The sequence below is a fragment of the Azonexus sp. IMCC34842 genome (assembly GCF_050368855.1).
Lineage (GTDB): Bacteria > Pseudomonadota > Gammaproteobacteria > Burkholderiales > Rhodocyclaceae > Azonexus > Azonexus denitrificans_A.
This window is the reverse complement of record NZ_CP178449.1, coordinates 4091688-4106494: the sequence shown is the minus strand read 5'-3', so window position 1 is coordinate 4106494 and position 14807 is coordinate 4091688. Positions and strand designations below refer to the sequence as shown.

The 14807-nt window shown below is 60.2% G+C and carries 14 protein-coding genes, 1 other RNA gene and 1 riboswitch; of the genes, 3 read left to right on the top strand and 12 right to left on the bottom strand.

Features of this window, described 5'->3' with window-relative positions:
• Nucleotides 1-10 precede the first annotated feature (10 nt).
• Genes ACLIKD_RS19580 through scpA form a run of 3 tightly spaced genes read right to left on the bottom strand, consistent with a single transcriptional unit; the run spans nucleotide 11 to nucleotide 4754 of the window.
• Nucleotides 11-1546 (bottom strand): acyl-CoA carboxylase subunit beta, encoded by a 1536-nt coding sequence (locus ACLIKD_RS19580; RefSeq protein WP_226417631.1) that lies wholly within the window; start codon nucleotides 1544-1546, stop codon nucleotides 11-13.
• Nucleotides 1547-1585: 39 nt separating this feature from the next.
• Nucleotides 1586-2596, bottom strand: a complete 1011-nt coding sequence (gene meaB / locus ACLIKD_RS19575) for a methylmalonyl Co-A mutase-associated GTPase MeaB (RefSeq protein ID WP_226417632.1) — start codon at nucleotides 2594-2596, stop codon at nucleotides 1586-1588.
• A 7-nt stretch (nucleotides 2597-2603) separates the two neighbouring features.
• On the bottom strand, nucleotides 2604-4754 hold the full coding sequence (scpA, locus tag ACLIKD_RS19570; RefSeq protein ID WP_428826336.1) for a methylmalonyl-CoA mutase: 2151 nt from the start codon (nucleotides 4752-4754) through the stop codon (nucleotides 2604-2606).
• A gap of 165 nt (nucleotides 4755-4919) precedes the next feature.
• Between scpA and ACLIKD_RS19565 the strand changes: the two genes are divergently transcribed.
• Nucleotides 4920-5588 (top strand): GntR family transcriptional regulator, encoded by a 669-nt coding sequence (locus ACLIKD_RS19565; RefSeq protein WP_226417634.1) that lies wholly within the window; start codon nucleotides 4920-4922, stop codon nucleotides 5586-5588.
• A 25-nt stretch (nucleotides 5589-5613) separates the two neighbouring features.
• Here the strand turns inward: ACLIKD_RS19565 and ACLIKD_RS19560 are convergent, their stop codons facing one another.
• Genes ACLIKD_RS19560 through ACLIKD_RS19545 form a run of 4 tightly spaced genes read right to left on the bottom strand, consistent with a single transcriptional unit; the run spans nucleotide 5614 to nucleotide 9519 of the window.
• Nucleotides 5614-6897: a methyl-accepting chemotaxis protein gene (locus ACLIKD_RS19560; protein WP_428826335.1), complete on the bottom strand. Its 1284-nt coding sequence runs from the start codon at nucleotides 6895-6897 to the stop codon at nucleotides 5614-5616.
• Nucleotides 6872-7495: a PAS domain-containing protein gene (locus ACLIKD_RS19555; RefSeq protein WP_226417636.1), complete on the bottom strand. Its 624-nt coding sequence runs from the start codon at nucleotides 7493-7495 to the stop codon at nucleotides 6872-6874. Before ACLIKD_RS19555 ends, ACLIKD_RS19560 begins: the two co-directional genes overlap by 26 nt.
• Before the next feature lie 30 nt (nucleotides 7496-7525).
• A complete protein-coding gene (locus tag ACLIKD_RS19550; RefSeq protein ID WP_226417637.1) occupies nucleotides 7526-9199 on the bottom strand; it encodes a cation acetate symporter in 1674 nt (557 codons plus the stop codon).
• Nucleotides 9199-9519, bottom strand: a complete 321-nt coding sequence (locus tag ACLIKD_RS19545) for a DUF485 domain-containing protein (RefSeq protein WP_226417638.1) — start codon at nucleotides 9517-9519, stop codon at nucleotides 9199-9201. Before ACLIKD_RS19545 ends, ACLIKD_RS19550 begins: the two co-directional genes overlap by 1 nt.
• A gap of 127 nt (nucleotides 9520-9646) precedes the next feature.
• Here ACLIKD_RS19545 and ACLIKD_RS19540 point away from each other — a divergent pair, with 127 nt between their 5' ends.
• Nucleotides 9647-10423 carry an enoyl-CoA hydratase/isomerase family protein gene (locus ACLIKD_RS19540; RefSeq protein WP_428826334.1) on the top strand — a complete coding sequence of 259 codons (777 nt, stop codon included), beginning with the start codon at nucleotides 9647-9649 and terminating at the stop codon, nucleotides 10421-10423.
• Here ACLIKD_RS19540 and ACLIKD_RS19535 read toward each other — a convergent pair whose 3' ends face one another.
• From ACLIKD_RS19535 to ACLIKD_RS19515, 5 genes are all read right to left on the bottom strand, one after another.
• Nucleotides 10424-11230: a sulfite exporter TauE/SafE family protein gene (locus ACLIKD_RS19535; protein ID WP_428826333.1), complete on the bottom strand. Its 807-nt coding sequence runs from the start codon at nucleotides 11228-11230 to the stop codon at nucleotides 10424-10426.
• A 2-nt stretch (nucleotides 11231-11232) separates the two neighbouring features.
• Nucleotides 11233-11727: an EVE domain-containing protein gene (locus ACLIKD_RS19530; RefSeq protein WP_428826332.1), complete on the bottom strand. Its 495-nt coding sequence runs from the start codon at nucleotides 11725-11727 to the stop codon at nucleotides 11233-11235.
• Nucleotides 11728-11796: 69 nt separating this feature from the next.
• Nucleotides 11797-11977, bottom strand: a non-coding RNA gene (gene ssrS, locus ACLIKD_RS19525) — 6S RNA.
• Nucleotides 11978-12011: 34 nt separating this feature from the next.
• Nucleotides 12012-12347: a cell division protein ZapA gene (locus tag ACLIKD_RS19520; RefSeq protein ID WP_226417642.1), complete on the bottom strand. Its 336-nt coding sequence runs from the start codon at nucleotides 12345-12347 to the stop codon at nucleotides 12012-12014.
• Between the two features lies 1 nt (nucleotide 12348).
• The gene (locus ACLIKD_RS19515; RefSeq protein WP_226417643.1) at nucleotides 12349-12546 is read right to left on the bottom strand and encodes a hypothetical protein; all 198 of its coding nucleotides are present in this window, start codon (nucleotides 12544-12546) and stop codon (nucleotides 12349-12351) included.
• A gap of 115 nt (nucleotides 12547-12661) precedes the next feature.
• Nucleotides 12662-12868: riboswitch (cobalamin riboswitch) on the top strand.
• A 106-nt stretch (nucleotides 12869-12974) separates the two neighbouring features.
• Here ACLIKD_RS19515 and ACLIKD_RS19510 point away from each other — a divergent pair.
• Nucleotides 12975-14801 carry a TonB-dependent receptor domain-containing protein gene (locus tag ACLIKD_RS19510; RefSeq protein ID WP_428826331.1) on the top strand — a complete coding sequence of 609 codons (1827 nt, stop codon included), beginning with the start codon at nucleotides 12975-12977 and terminating at the stop codon, nucleotides 14799-14801.
• Nucleotides 14802-14807: the final 6 nt, after the last annotated feature.

The window sequence follows — 14807 nt, the reverse complement described above, 5'->3', positions numbered from 1 at the left end:
TCCCTGACGCTTACAGAGGAATGTTGCCGTGCTTGCGCCACGGATTGTCGAGTTTCTTGTCGCGCAGCATGGCCAGCGAGCGAGCGATGCGCTTGCGGGTGGCGTGCGGCATGATGACGTCGTCGATGAAGCCACGGGCGCCGGCGACAAACGGGTTGGCGAATTTTTCCTTGTACTCGGCTTCGCGCTCGGCCAGCTTCTCCGGATTGCTCTTCTCTTCGCGGAAGATGATCTCGACGGCACCCTTCGGCCCCATCACGGCGATTTCAGCCGACGGCCAGGCGAGGTTGACGTCGCCGCGCAGGTGCTTGGACGACATCACGTCGTAGGCGCCGCCGTAGGCCTTGCGGGTGATCACGGTAACCTTCGGCACGGTACATTCGGCATAGGCGTAAAGCAGCTTGGCGCCGTGCTTGATGATGCCGCCGTATTCCTGCTGGGTGCCCGGCATGAAGCCCGGCACATCGACAAAGGTGACGACCGGAATGTTGAAGGCGTCGCAGAAACGGACGAAACGGGCGGCCTTGATCGAGGACTTGATGTCCAGACAGCCGGCCAGCACCAGCGGCTGGTTGGCGACGATGCCGACCGGATGGCCATCGATGCGGCCGAAGCCGATGATGATGTTCTTGGCGTAATCAGCCTGCAATTCGAAGAAGTCATTGTCGTCGACCACTTTGACGAGCAGTTCCTTCATGTCGTACGGCTTGTTCGTATTGTCCGGCACCAGCGTGTCGAGCGAATAGTCGAAGCGGTCGACCGGATCGTTGGTCGGCGTGACCGGCGGCTTTTCGCGGTTGTTGGCCGGCAGGAAATTCATGAAGCGGCGCAGCATGCCGAGCGCTTCGACGTCGTTCTCGAAGGCCAGGTCGGCGACACCGGATTTGCTGGTGTGGGTCACGGCACCACCCAGTTCTTCGGCGGTAACGTCTTCGTGGGTCACGGTCTTGACGACTTCCGGACCGGTCACGAACATGTAGGACGAATCTTTCACCATGAAGATGAAATCGGTCATCGACGGCGAGTACACCGCGCCACCGGCACAGGGGCCCATGATCATCGAGATCTGCGGCACGACGCCGGAGGCCATCACATTGCGCTGGAACACGTCGGCATAGCCGCCGAGGGAGGCAACGCCTTCCTGGATGCGGGCGCCGCCCGAGTCATTGAGGCCGATCACCGGGGCGCCGACCTTCATTGCATGGTCCATCACCTTGCAGATCTTCTCGGCGTGGGTTTCCGACAGCGAACCGCCGAATACCGTGAAGTCCTGCGAGAAAACGAAGACCAGACGGCCGTTGACCGTACCGTAGCCGACGACCACGCCGTCGCCGGGGATCTTTTCAGCCTGATCCATACCGAAATCGGTACAGCGGTGCTCCTTGAACAAATCCCACTCTTCGAAGGATTCCGGATCGAGCAGTAGCTCGATACGTTCGCGGGCGGTCAGCTTGCCCTTCTTGTGCTGGCTGTTGATGCGCTTCTGGCCACCGCCGAGGCGGGCCAATTCACGCTTTTCTTCCAGCTGTCGAATGATGTCATGCATAGAGGAATCTCCCTAAATGGTGCGGGTAATTCAAAGAAATCAGTGTTTCAGATAATCGAGCAGCGCATACGCGGCGGCAGCCGGAGTCGTATTGCCCTGTTCGACGGATAAAGTCAGCGCCGGCAGATTTTCCCGGACGCGCGGGTGATGCCGGAAATGCTGGCGCAAACCGGAATCGATCAATTGCCACATCCAGCTCAAGGATTGATGCTGGCGCTTGGCGGCGAATTCGCCGGTCGGCGTCAGCGCCGTGCGGTATTTCTCGATCGCTTCCCAGAACTCGACGATGCCTTCCTTGTGCAAGGCACTGGCGGTCAGAACCGGTGGCGACCAGTTCTTGGAGGCCGGGCGCAGCATGTGCAGCGCGTTCTTCCATTGGGCACGGACCACTGCGCTGGCGCGCGGGTCGATATCGGCCTTGTTGATGACCACCAGATCGGCGATCTCGACGATGCCCTTCTTGATCGCCTGCAAATCGTCGCCGGCATTCGGCAACTGCAGCAGACAGAAGATATCGACCATGCCGGCCACCGTCGTTTCCGACTGACCGACCCCGACCGTTTCGACGATGATCACGTCGAAGCCGGCCGCCTCGCACAACAACATCGCTTCGCGCGTCTTCTCGGCCACGCCGCCCAGCGAACCGGCCGACGGACTAGGCCGGATGAAGGCTTCCTCGCGCTGGCACAATTGCTCCATGCGCGTCTTGTCGCCGAGGATGGAGCCACCGGACACCGACGACGAGGGGTCGACGGCGAGCACAGCCAGCTTCTTGCCCTGCTCGATCAGCCAGACGCCGAGCGCCTCGATGAAAGTCGATTTACCGGCTCCCGGCACCCCGGAAATCCCGACCCGAATGGCACCGCCGGTTTTCGGCAGCAAGGCGTTCAGCACCTGCTGGGCCCGTTGCTGATGATCGGCACGGGTCGATTCGATCAGCGTGATGGCCTTGGCGAGCGCCCGCCGCTGACCGGCCAGCACGCCATCGATCAGCGTCTGGTCGGCCGACGAAAGAGAATGAGTCGGCACGTGGCTATCGCGCAAATTCATCCAGTGATCAGCCGCGGGCCTTGCGAATTTCTTCCAGCACGCGAATGGCGGAATCCTCGATCCGGGTGCCCGGCCCGAAGATGGCCTTGGCGCCAGCCTGGTAGAGATAGTCGTAATCCTGGGCCGGAATGACCCCGCCAGCGAACACGATGATGTCGTCGGCGCCTTGCGCCTGCAGCGACTTGACCAGCTCCGGCAGCAGCGTCTTGTGACCGGCGGCCAGCGACGAGACACCGATCGCATGGACGTCGTTTTCAATGGCCTGGCGGGCGGCTTCTTCCGGCGTCTGGAACAGCGGCCCCATGTCGATGTCGAAACCGAGGTCGGCGAAGGCGGTGGCCACCACCTTGGCGCCCCGGTCATGACCGTCCTGACCGAGCTTGGCGATCATGATGCGCGGCCGGCGGCCTTCTTCTTCGGCGAACTTGGCGATATCGGCCTTGATGCTTTCCCAGCTTTCCTGACCTTCCACGACACCTCCGTACACTCCCGAAATGGTCTGGTTGTTGGCGCGGAAACGGCCGAAGACTTTTTCCAGGGCGTCGGACACTTCACCGACCGTGGCGCGCAGACGCATCGCCTTGACGGTCAGGTCGAGCAGGTTGCCCTGACCGGACTCGGCAGCGGCGGTCAAGGCTTCGAGAGCCGCATTGACGGCAGCGCTATCGCGGCTGGCGCGGATGTTCTTCAAACGGGCGACCTGCGCGTCACGCACGGCATGGTTGTCGATATCGAGAATGTCGATCGCGTCTTCCTTGGCCAGCTTGTACTTGTTGACGCCGACGATGACGTCCTTGCCGGAGTCGATGCGCGCCTGCTTGTCGGCCGCGCAGGTTTCGACCTGCATCTTGGCCCAGCCGGATTCGACGGCCTTGGTCATGCCGCCCATCGCCTCGATTTCCTCGATGATGCCCCAGGCCTTGTCGGCCATGTCCTGGGTCAGCTTTTCCATCATGTAGGAGCCGGCCCACGGATCGACGACATTGGTGATGTGGGTTTCTTCCTGGATGATCAACTGCGTGTTGCGGGCGATGCGTGACGAGAACTCGGTCGGCAGCGCGATCGCTTCGTCGAGCGCGTTGGTATGCAGGGACTGGGTGCCGCCGAAGACCGCCGCCATCGCTTCGATGGTGGTGCGGACGACGTTGTTGTACGGGTCCTGCTCGGTCAGCGACCAGCCGGAAGTCTGGCTGTGCGTGCGCAGCATCATCGACTTCGGGCTCTTGGCATTGAACTTGGTCATGATGCGGTGCCACAGCAAACGGGCAGCACGCATCTTGGCGATTTCCAGGTAGAAATTCATGCCCACCGCCCAGAAGAAGGACAGGCGGCCGGCAAAGGTATCGACATCCATGCCGGAAGCGACGCCGGTGCGCACGTATTCCATGCCGTCGGCCAGCGTGAAGGCGAGCTCGATGGCCTGGTTGGCGCCGGCTTCCTGGATGTGATAGCCGGAAATCGAGATCGAGTTGAATTTCGGCATGTGCTGCGCCGTGTAGCCGAAAATGTCGGCGATGATCTTCATCGACGGCTTGGGCGGATAGATGTAGGTGTTCCGCACCATGAATTCTTTGAGGATGTCGTTCTGGATCGTGCCGGACAATTGGTCCTGCGCCACGCCCTGTTCTTCGGCGGCAACGATGTAACCGGCGAGAATCGGCAGCACGGCGCCGTTCATCGTCATCGACACAGAAACCTTGTCGAGCGGAATGCTGTCGAAGAGAATCTTCATGTCTTCGACCGAGTCGATCGCCACGCCGGCCTTGCCGACGTCGCCGGTGACCCGGGCATTGTCCGAGTCGTAGCCGCGGTGCGTCGCCAGATCGAAAGCCACGGACACACCCTGACCGCCGGCGGCCAGCGCCTTGCGGTAGAAGGCATTGGAGGCTTCGGCAGTGGAGAAGCCGGCGTACTGGCGGATGGTCCACGGCTTGACGGCGTACATCGTCGGCTGCGGGCCACGCAGATAAGGTGCGAAGCCGGGCAGGGTGTCGGCGAATTCCAGCGACTCGACGTCGGCTTTGGTGTACAACGCCTTGACCGCCAGACCTTCCGGCGTATTCCAGTCCAGATTCCTGACTTCGCCACCCGGAGAGTGTTTCGCGGCTGCCTTGGTCCAGGCATCCAGGTTATTGGAATCAAAGAATTTTTCAGACATGAGACACCTTTCGCCGATTCGATTTTTCAGGCCGATGCTGCAGAATCCAAAATTCTACGCTTCCGGGCCCAGCTTGACATACCAAGCCCAGCATAATACTTTATCCATAATTATGGACGCAAGTCAGCCACGTATTGACTTGCTCAATCACACCACACCGAAAACATGACCCGTATTGCACCAACCGCGCTTTATCAGGAAGTGGCCGAACGCTTGCGTCAACGCATTTACGCCCATGAACTGACGCCGGGCACCTGGATCGACGAGCAGAAACTCGCCGAGGAGTACGGCATTTCGCGCACGCCACTCCGCGAAGCACTCAAGGTTCTGGTTTCGGAAGGGCTGGTTGAATTGCGCCCGCGGCGCGGTTGTTACGTCACCGAGATTTCGCGCCAGGACATGGACGACATTTTTCCGTTGATGGCCTTGCTCGAAGGGCGTTGCGTGGTCGACGCGGTGCGCCGCGCCAAACCGGCGCATACGCGCGAACTGCGGGCCATTCACGAAAAGCTCGAACTGGCCGCGAAGGAAGGCCGGATCGATGCCTTTTTCGAGGCCAATCAGGAGTTTCACCGGCGCATCCAGGAACTGGCCAACAATCGCTGGCTGCTTTCAGTCATCCAGGATTTGCGCAAGGTATTGAAACTATCCCGTCTGCACTCGCTGTCGCTCGAAGGTCGTCTGCAACAATCGCTCGAAGAGCATCGCACGATCATGGCGGCGTTTGAAGCGGGCGATACCGAAAAGGCCGAAAAGACCATGCACGATCACTTGCTGTCCGGGCGCGATGCGCTGGCCCGGATGCACGAAAGCGCCGCCGCCAAGAATCCCTGACGGCGACGCAACTGCCGCGGCAGTTTTAGTGCATTTCACTCTCGATACTTGAGAACAGCCGATCATAGATGCCGATCAGCGCTTCGCGATCGGCACTGCCGGTCACCCATTTCCGGGTCTGAACGACGGCAATGGCCTCGCGCTCGATCTCGGGCAGGGCATTGACGTCGAGTTCCTCGCCATGCAGGATCGCCGTCACATCGGCCCGCGCCTTCTGAGCAAGGGCAACCAGGCGCATCGATTCGCCCATCGACTGGGCACCGGCTCCAATCGCCGTGGTCAGCTCGCCAACCTGATCGGCCGAACCGGCTGAGCGGGTAAGCTTCTCGCCGAAGGCATCGGCAGTGGTCCGGGCATCCGAGACGGAATCGCTCAGGGCACCGATCTGTTGCGTGGCCCATTGCATCGAACCGGATATGGCGCGGATGGCCGCGGCAATTTCTTCCGATGCCCGCAACGACTGGTCGGCCAGCTTGCGTACTTCATCGGCGACCACCGCGAAGCCGCGTCCCGCCTCGCCGGCCCGCGCCGCCTCGATCGCCGCGTTGAGGGCGAGCAGATTGGTCTGTTTGGCGATGGCATCGATATGGCCGGTCAGCTGGCTGATCACATTGGCCTTGCTGTTCAGGTCGTCCAGTGCCTGGACGCCGTTGCCGGCGGACTCCTGGGCCAGTCCGAGAGCCAGCGCCATCCGGCCGGAGGCTTCGGCCATGTCGCTGGCCGAACTGGCGAAGTCGCTGGCCAGGGATTTTGCTTGCTGGGCGTTCTCATCGACCTCGCCAAGCGCCGCACTGACGTGATTGATGGCCATCGAGAGGCCGCGTTCGGAGCGCAGAAAAATTCTCGACAACAAGGCCTCGCGGGCTATCGACTCCTGGGCCGCCCCCAAGCGGTCGAGCAAGACCTGCATCTGGTCGAGCACATCGCTGAAGGTGCCGTGCAGGCCGGTGGTTTGCAGACGCCGCCAGTTGCGGTTTTCAGAGGACGCGCTCATCGCCCCGAGAATTTCCCGAAATGCCGTTTCCGTCTGGTCAAGCACCGAGTTCAGGTTGACGCGAATGCTCTCCAGCATCGGCGCGCCGAGCGAATGCGGCATTCTGCCGGTCAGTTTGCCCTGTCCGATCTGTTGCAGCAGGCCATCCAGTTCGGTGAGCGGAGTCTGAGCGGCACCATCCAAGCGGAAAACGAGAACGAGCGCCGGCACGAGAAAGACGACCGGCGCCCACGCCGCAAAATAGCCGGCCGCCAGCCCGAGACCGATCAGCAAGCCGAGCAGCAGGCGTTTAAAGGGAAAAGACGAGTTCTTCATAACTCATTCCTGTCTGTTGCAGCAAATCGAGCAAAACCGCCGTGCCGGCGGCAATTGCCTCGCGCGATCCGGCTGCGCGTTCGGCCGCGAGCATCTGGCGATAGACCGGCTCGATTTTCGCAATGGCACCCGGCCGCGGACAACGACGCACCGAGGAATAACCGAGAATATTGCGGCGCGAGTCGAAATCCGGGGTGATATGGGTAAAGACCCAATAGAAACTGCCATCCTTGGCCATGTTCTTTACATAGCCGAAAAATTCCTTGCCCGATGCAATCGTGTCCCAGGCCAGTTTGAATGCCGCCCGCGGCATGTCCGGATGACGAATGATATTGTGCTGTGAGCCAAGTAGCTCTTCTTCGGTATACCCCGAAAATTCGATGAAAATCGGATTTCCGTAAGTAATGATGCCTTTGGCGTTGGTTTTCGAGACGATGAAATCATCCTCCCGCATTTTGCGCTCGACCGATGTCGGCTCGATTCCTCGTTTCACCATACCCCCTTGAGGACGACGCTGGCTGGGCAGCGAAGGGGGCGAATCTACACCACCGCTGCTGGAAGCGCCATTAATTGCGGACAAAAAAACCCGACGACGCATGTCGCCGGGTTTTTACGGTTCCGGAAGAACTTAGTGGTTGCTGGCTCCCGAAGCACCGAAGCCAGTCTGGGCACGCACATACTGGTCTTCGAAGGCCTCGATTTCCTTGCCGGCGCGAACGCTGCTGTCGGTCTTCGAGAAGATGTAGGCGAGCAGGAAGGCAATCGGCATCGCGAACAGGGCCGGCTGGGTGTAGGGGAAGAGCGGTGCCGCATTGTGCAGCACATCGACCCACACCGACTTCGACAGGACCACGAACATGACCGCCGAAAGCAGGCCGCCGTAGCCGCCGAACAACGCGCCACGAGTCGTCAGCCCCTTCCAGTACATCGACAGGATGAGCACCGGGAAGTTGGCAGCAGCCGCCACACCGAAGGCCAGGCCGACCATGAAGGCGATGTTCTGCTTTTCGAACAGGATGCCGAGCACGATGGCGACAAAGCCGAGGCAGATCGTGGCAATCCGCGAGACACGAATTTCCGTCGCCTCGGATGCCTGGCCCTTCATGATCACGCGGGCATAAATGTCATGCGAGATCGCCGAAGCGCCAGCCAGAGCCAGACCGGAAACGACAGCCAGGATGGTGGCGAAGGCAACGGCAGCCAGGAAGCCGAGCAGCATGTTGCCGCCGACCGCCTTGGCCAGATGCATCGCGACCATGTTGCCGCCGCCGATCAGCTTGCCGCCGATCGCGCCGCCTTCGAAGAACTCCGGATTCTGGCCGACGATCAGGATGCCGGCGAGACCCATGATGAAGATCACGTTGAAGAAGTAGGCAACGAAACCGGAAGCGTAGAGCACCGACTTGCGGGCTTCCTTGGCATCGGTCACGGTGAAGAAGCGCATCAGGATGTGCGGCAGACCGGCGGTACCGAACATCAGACCGAGGCCGAGCGAGATGGCGGTGATCGGATCGGCCAGCAGGCTGCCCGGATACATCAGCTTGGGACCGAGCTTATGGACGGCCGTCGCTTTTTCCAGCAGATTCTGGAACGAGAAATCAAACTGCATGAAGGCCAGGACCATCACCAGCGTACCGCCAACCAGCAGCATGCCGGCCTTGATGATCTGCACCCAGGTGGTGGCGACCATGCCGCCAAAGGTGACATAGACCATCATCAGGATACCGACCGCGAAGATCGCGACGTTGTAGTCAAGACCGAACAGCAGCTTGATCAACTGACCGGCACCGACCATCTGGGCGATCAGATAGAAGCAGACCACGGTCAGCGAGGAAATCGCCGCCATGGTGCGCACCTTGCCCTGATCGAGGCGATAGGCGGTAATGTCGGAAAAGGTGAACTTGCCGAGATTGCGCAGGCGTTCGGCCATCAGGAACAGGATGACCGGCCAGCCGGCGAAGAAGGCCAGCATGTAGATGTAGCCGTCGTAACCCTGGGTGTACACCATCGCGGTCAGACCGAGCAGCGTGGCGGCGGACATATAGTCGCCGGCAATCGCCATGCCGTTCTGGAAGCCGGTAATGCCGCCACCGGCCGTGTAGAAGTCGGCGGTCGACTTGGTGCGGCTGGCCGCCCAATAGGTAATGCCCATCGTCATCGCGACGAAGATGCAGAACATGATGATGGCGTGCCAGTTGGTCGCCTGTTTTTCGGTAACGCCTTCAAGCGGGCCGCCGGCATACGCCATGGCGGCGACGGCGAAGAGGCCGAGAGCCGTGCTGAGTTGAGTCAGGCGACGCATTATTTGTTCTCCTTCCAGGCTTCTTTGACGATTTCCTGGGTCAGTGCGTCGAATTCCGTATTGGCACGCCGGACATAAACTGCCGTCAGCAGCCAGAAGAAAACGAACATGAAAAATTCGACGGCGACCCCCACAGTCAACATCGAACCTTCGCTCACCGGCTGGCCCAAGGCTGCCGGATTGAAGGCGACCACCATCACGAAACCGTAGAACATGGTCAAAACAACAAAGGCCAAGGTCCAGGCAAAACGTCCCCGTCTGGTGACAAGATCCTGGAACTTCGGATTGGCCCGCATCCGCTCATACATCGCGCTGCTCATGGCTTATTCTCCCCTATTAATAATTGCCGAATATCGGCGCGCATTATTCTATCTTATATAGGACTGACCAAAATCGATTTACCGGACTCAAGCCTATAATTCTTCAACCAAAAAACGGAAACAGCCCATGAGTACTGTCGACCTCGACATCAATGGCGAAATCGCCACCCTTACTCTCGACAACCCGGGAAAACTCAACGCCATCGACCTCGGCATGTGGCAGCAATTGGCCGAAAACATGGCGAAAATCACCGGCGACCATCGCATTCGCTGCGTCGTCATGCGCGGCGCTGGCCATGAAGCCTTCGCGGCCGGCGGCGATCTGGAAGAATTCGTAACCGGACGCGCAACGCTCGACCAGGCATTGCACTATCACGGGCAAGTCGCTGCGGCACTCAATGCGATTGCCGATTGCCCGCACCCGACCGTCGCCTTGATTCAAGGTGCCTGTATCGGCGGCGGCCTCGAAATCGCCGGCGTCTGCGACCTGCGCATCAGCGGCGAAAGCGCCCGCTTCGGCGCGCCAATCAACAAACTCGGCTTCTCGATGTACCCCGGCGAAATGGAAGGCCTGCTCAAGCTGGCCGGCCCGGCGGTCATCAAGGAAATCCTGCTCGAAGGGCGCATCCTGACCGCCACCGAAGCCTACGAAAAAGGACTGGTCAGCCGTGTCGTACCGGATGCCCAGTGCGTCGACGAGGCTTACGCCACCGCCCGCCGGATCTGCGCCGGCGCACCGCTCGTCGCCAGCTGGCACAAACAGTGGATACGCCGGCTGCAAAGCGGCCGGCCGCTCAACGACGAGGAAAAAGCCGCGTCTTTCGCCTTCCTCGACACCGAGGACTACAAGGAAGGCCTCGCGGCCTTTCTGGCCAAGCGCAAGCCCGTTTTCAAGGGCTGCTGATCAGCCGGCAAAGACCGTGTGCAGCATCTTTGCCGAGAGCAGGATCAACACTCCGGCAAAGATCTTCTTCAGCGTCGCGACCGGCAAGCGGTGCGCCAGACGGGCGCCGAGCGGCGCCGTGAAAAAGGAAACGCTGCTGATCAGCACGAAAGCCGGCAGGTAAACATAGCCGAACGACCCGTCCGGCAGACTTGCGCTCCCCCAGCCGTTGATCAGGTAACCCAGCGCTCCGGCCAGCGCGATCGGCAAGCCGATCGCGGCCGAAGTGCCGATGGCGTTCTGCATTTTGACGTTGCACCAGGTCATGAAGGGTACCGAGAGCGAACCGCCGCCGATCGCCACCAAGGCCGAGATGATGCCAATGCCCCCGCCCACTCCGGCCATGCCAACGGGGCCGGGCAGATTGCGCGACGGTTTCGGCTTGACGTTGAGGATCATCTGCAGCGAGACGTAGGCCATGAAGCAGGCAAAGAATATCGCCAGCGGGCGCGTCGGCACTTGCGAGGCAACGAAAGTGCCGGCGAAGGTGCCGAGCAGGACGCCTGGCGCAATCGCCTTGACGATGTCCCAGCGCACCGCGCCGTGCGCATGATGCGCACGCAGGCTGGAAATCGAGGTCAGGACAATGGCCGCCATCGATGTGCCGAGCGCCAGATGGACCAGATGCTCGCTACCCACGCCCTGGGCAGCAAACATCGCGGTCAGCAAAGGGACCATGATGCCGCCCCCACCAACCCCCAGCAAACCGGCAAAAACCCCGACCAAGGCCCCCAACAACAAATAGGCAATCAGCCATTCAACAGCCATTCTCAAGACCTTTTCAGTTGGTTAAGCATGAGCAGATGCTCGACGATGAAATCCCATTCCGCTTCTGCCACCGGCATGATCGACAAACGATTGCCGCGCGCCAGAAGGCGCATGCCGGCAAGCTCCGGATGACGCCGCAACTCGCCGAGCGAAACGAAACGCGTCCTGGCGATGAAACGCACGTCGCGTAACAGCCAGCGCGGATTATCCAGCGTTGCTTTTGGATCGAAATACGGATTATCCCTGCGACCAGCCCCCGTTGTGATGGTCGACTCGAACTGCGTGGCGTCCGGATAAGCTGCCGAACACACTTCGCAAATGCCGGCGATGCCCGGCTCGGTACAGCCGGAGTGATAAAAGAAGGCGAGATCGCCGACCTGCATCGCATCGCGCATGAAATTGCGTGCCTGGTAATTACGCACGCCAAACCACGGCAAGGTCTGGGCGGGTGCGGCGGCGAGGTCGTCGATTGAAACCTCGTCGGGCTCGGATTTCATCAACCAGTATTGCATGTCGCTGTTTCGGAAATAGAAACGGGTGGCAGAGAATCTGCCACCCGTTGGAAATAGGCCCCCGCGAGTGCCGTCAGGCCGGCATCCTGAACCTGGGTCCAGAGTGGCTACGTTCCTTCCGCTTCAGGCACACCCGACGAAGAGTGCGCACAACAGCGGTTTCGATGGTTCGCAACCGATGCCAATTAGCATTGGTTCAAGGAATATATGGCCTTAACAAACACCGCAGGGGACGCTCGGCGGGCGGCGCCGGGGTCAGCAGCAAATGACTACAGGTCCAATTGCTGCTGGGGCGCAAGCACGGTATCGATTCGTGCTCCCATGTCACCGATTCTACGCTTTGCGTCGGAAGTATCAACCGCTTCGCCAAGAGTATTTTCCGCCCCTGTGGAGGCGCCGGAAAGGTACTCGTGAGCGATGTTGAGCGCCGCCATCACGGCGACCCGCTCGGCGATGGTGCTCTTGGTGCGCTGGGCGATTTCGCGCATCTTGTTGTCGACCAGATCGACCGCCAGCAGCAGTGCATCGCGCTCTTCCGGCGTACAGGCGACGCGGTATTCGCGACCCATGATCTTGACGTCAAGGAAATTCGGCTCGGTGCTCATCTCAGGCATCCTCTGGCAGCTTGTCCACGAGGCCTTCCAGACGCTCGCGGGCTAGCGTCATGGTCTGCCGCAGATGCAACCTTTCGACTTCGGCTGCGGCGATCTGATTCTTCAGCACCTCATTCTCGGCGCGCAACTGGTGAACCAGGGCGACGACCTGTTCAATCTTGGCTTCCAGCGCTTCGAGTTCGCTATTCATGGACCGCACTATAGTTGGAAAAATGCCGCATGGTCAAGGACTAAGCCTTTATTCTCAAAGTGGTTTATTGGAAGTCCAAGACATTTTTCTGATGCGGCGCCAGCCCTGCCCATGTAGAATGCGCGGCGTGTCAGGTGCTGTGCAAGGTTTCTCCAAGCGCAGTTAAACGGGAAAGCGGTGCGTCTCCAAGGAGACTAATCCGCTGCTGCCCCCGCAACGGTAAGCAAGTGCGGGCGCGTCAAAATGCCACTGGGTGAAAACCTGGGAAGGCGACGCGTCAAGACTTGTGAGCCCGGATACCGGCCTGAGACAAATCACGGAAGTGCCACGGGGGTGTGGCGCCGGTTCTCGCGATCCGCCGTTCTCCCTGCGCTTCCTTCTCAATGCTGTTCCGGCATGCGGGGACGCCCGCCGGGAAAGGAAGAATCATGAATCCACGTTTGAAGCCGCTGGCGGCACTGTTGCCGCTCATCTTTGTTGCTCCGGCCGAGGCCCAGCAACTGGCGGCACTCGATACCATCGTCGTCACCGCAACCCGTCAGGCCCAGCGCGCCAGCGAAATCCTGTCCGATGTGACGGTGATCGAATCGGAAGAAATCCGCAGTGCCGGCCCGACGGCAACGATCAACGAATTGCTGGCCCGCCAACCTGGCATCGAAATCAACCAGAAGGGAGGGATGGGCACCGATTCCAGCGTTTTCATTCGCGGCAGCAACAATTCCCACGCACTGGTCCTGGTAGACGGCATGCGCCTCGGCTCGGCGACGCTGGGTTCGCCGGCCTGGGGCTTCATCCCGCTGGAGCAGGTAGACCGCATTGAAATCATCCGCGGTTCCTGCTCCTCGCTATACGGCTCGGACGCCATTGGCGGCGTGATCCAGATTTTCACCAAGCGCGGCGATGGCCCCTTCCAGGCGTTCGCCGAAGCCGGCTACGGTACCTGGAACACTTCGGCGCTGGCCGCGGGATTTTCCGGTGGTGCCAGCGGCTGGCGCTACAGTTTCCAACTGGCTGACAAGCGTGGCGACTCGTACACCTCGGTCCGCAATCCGGCGAACTCGTACTACAACCCGGACAAGGATGGATTTCAGACGACCAGCAGTTCAGGCAGCCTTTCCTACACGCCGCAAAAAGGCCATGAGCTTGGCGTCAGCTATCTTTTCTCCGATGGCTGGAATCGCTATGACTCCAGCCCCAAGGCCAAGGATTACAAGCAGAACGAAACCATCTACGGGGCCAATGCCTACACCCGCAACCAGCTGACCGAAGCGTGGACCAGCACGATCAAAATCGGCAAAAGCGCCGACGATGGCCAGCAATTCACCAATGGTGTCCGTGGTTCCGATATCCGCTCCGAGCAGACCCAGTACCAATGGCAGAATGACCTGAAACTGCCGATCGGCACCGCCTTGCTCGCTGCCGAAAGAGTCGAGCAGAGTGTTTCCGGCAATGTGAACTATGTGTTGAAGGAACGTAGCGTTAACTCCTACCTGGCTGGCTGGACGGGAAATTTGTCCGATCACCGCCTGCAGCTCAACGTCAGAAAAGACGACAATTCCCAGTTCGGCATCAAGACCACCGGGATGCTGGCCTATGGCTACCAGTTCTCTTCCAACTGGCGCGGCAATCTTTCCTACGGCTCCGGCTTCAAGGCGCCGACCTTCAACGACATGTACTGGCCGGGCTCGGGCAATCCCGACCTGAAACCGGAAACCTCGGAAAACCGCGAAGGCTCGATTCATTATGAAACGACTTCGCAACACGCCTCGGTGACGTATTACCACAACGACGTACGCAACCTGATCGAGTGGGCGCCCAATTCGAGCGGCCTGTGGATGCCAAGCAATGTCGCCCGGGCAACGCTGAGCGGCTGGACGCTGGCCTATAGCGCTCAGCTGGACAGCTACAAACTTTCCGCCAGCCTCGACCTGCAGGATCCGGAAGATACCGATCAGCAGAAAGTGTTGCGCTATCGGGCCCGCCAGATTGCGAAACTGGGCTTGAGCAAGGACTTTGGCGCCTTCAATATCGGCGGCGAAATTCTCGGCAGCGGACGGCGCTACAACGACGCCGGCAACACCCAGGAACTCGCCGGCTATGCCGTGGTTAACCTCTCGGCGAGTTACCGCGTTGCTGCCGACTGGACGATATTCGCCCGCGCCAACAATATTTTCGACAAGGATTACGAACTGGTCCGCGACTTTGCCACGCCGGGAACCAATGTCTTTGTCGGTGTCCGCTACAGTCCCAAGTAAGCATCC

Excerpts from the sequence above, each read along its gene's own strand:
- ACLIKD_RS19580 (WP_226417631.1), bottom strand. The coding sequence starts at position 1,546 with ATGCATGACATCATTCGACAGCTGGAAGAAAAGCGTGAATTGGCCCGC.
- meaB (WP_226417632.1), bottom strand. The coding sequence starts at position 2,596 with ATGAATTTGCGCGATAGCCACGTGCCGACTCATTCTCTTTCGTCGGCC.
- scpA (WP_428826336.1), bottom strand. The coding sequence starts at position 4,754 with ATGTCTGAAAAATTCTTTGATTCCAATAACCTGGATGCCTGGACCAAG.
- ACLIKD_RS19565 (WP_226417634.1), top strand. The coding sequence starts at position 4,920 with ATGACCCGTATTGCACCAACCGCGCTTTATCAGGAAGTGGCCGAACGC.
- ACLIKD_RS19560 (WP_428826335.1), bottom strand. The coding sequence starts at position 6,897 with ATGAAGAACTCGTCTTTTCCCTTTAAACGCCTGCTGCTCGGCTTGCTG.
- ACLIKD_RS19555 (WP_226417636.1), bottom strand. The coding sequence starts at position 7,495 with ATGCGTCGTCGGGTTTTTTTGTCCGCAATTAATGGCGCTTCCAGCAGC.
- ACLIKD_RS19550 (WP_226417637.1), bottom strand. The coding sequence starts at position 9,199 with ATGCGTCGCCTGACTCAACTCAGCACGGCTCTCGGCCTCTTCGCCGTC.
- ACLIKD_RS19545 (WP_226417638.1), bottom strand. The coding sequence starts at position 9,519 with ATGAGCAGCGCGATGTATGAGCGGATGCGGGCCAATCCGAAGTTCCAG.
- ACLIKD_RS19540 (WP_428826334.1), top strand. The coding sequence starts at position 9,647 with ATGAGTACTGTCGACCTCGACATCAATGGCGAAATCGCCACCCTTACT.
- ACLIKD_RS19535 (WP_428826333.1), bottom strand. The coding sequence starts at position 11,230 with ATGGCTGTTGAATGGCTGATTGCCTATTTGTTGTTGGGGGCCTTGGTC.
- ACLIKD_RS19530 (WP_428826332.1), bottom strand. The coding sequence starts at position 11,727 with ATGAAATCCGAGCCCGACGAGGTTTCAATCGACGACCTCGCCGCCGCA.
- ACLIKD_RS19520 (WP_226417642.1), bottom strand. The coding sequence starts at position 12,347 with ATGAGCACCGAGCCGAATTTCCTTGACGTCAAGATCATGGGTCGCGAA.
- ACLIKD_RS19515 (WP_226417643.1), bottom strand. The coding sequence starts at position 12,546 with ATGAATAGCGAACTCGAAGCGCTGGAAGCCAAGATTGAACAGGTCGTC.
- ACLIKD_RS19510 (WP_428826331.1), top strand. The coding sequence starts at position 12,975 with ATGAATCCACGTTTGAAGCCGCTGGCGGCACTGTTGCCGCTCATCTTT.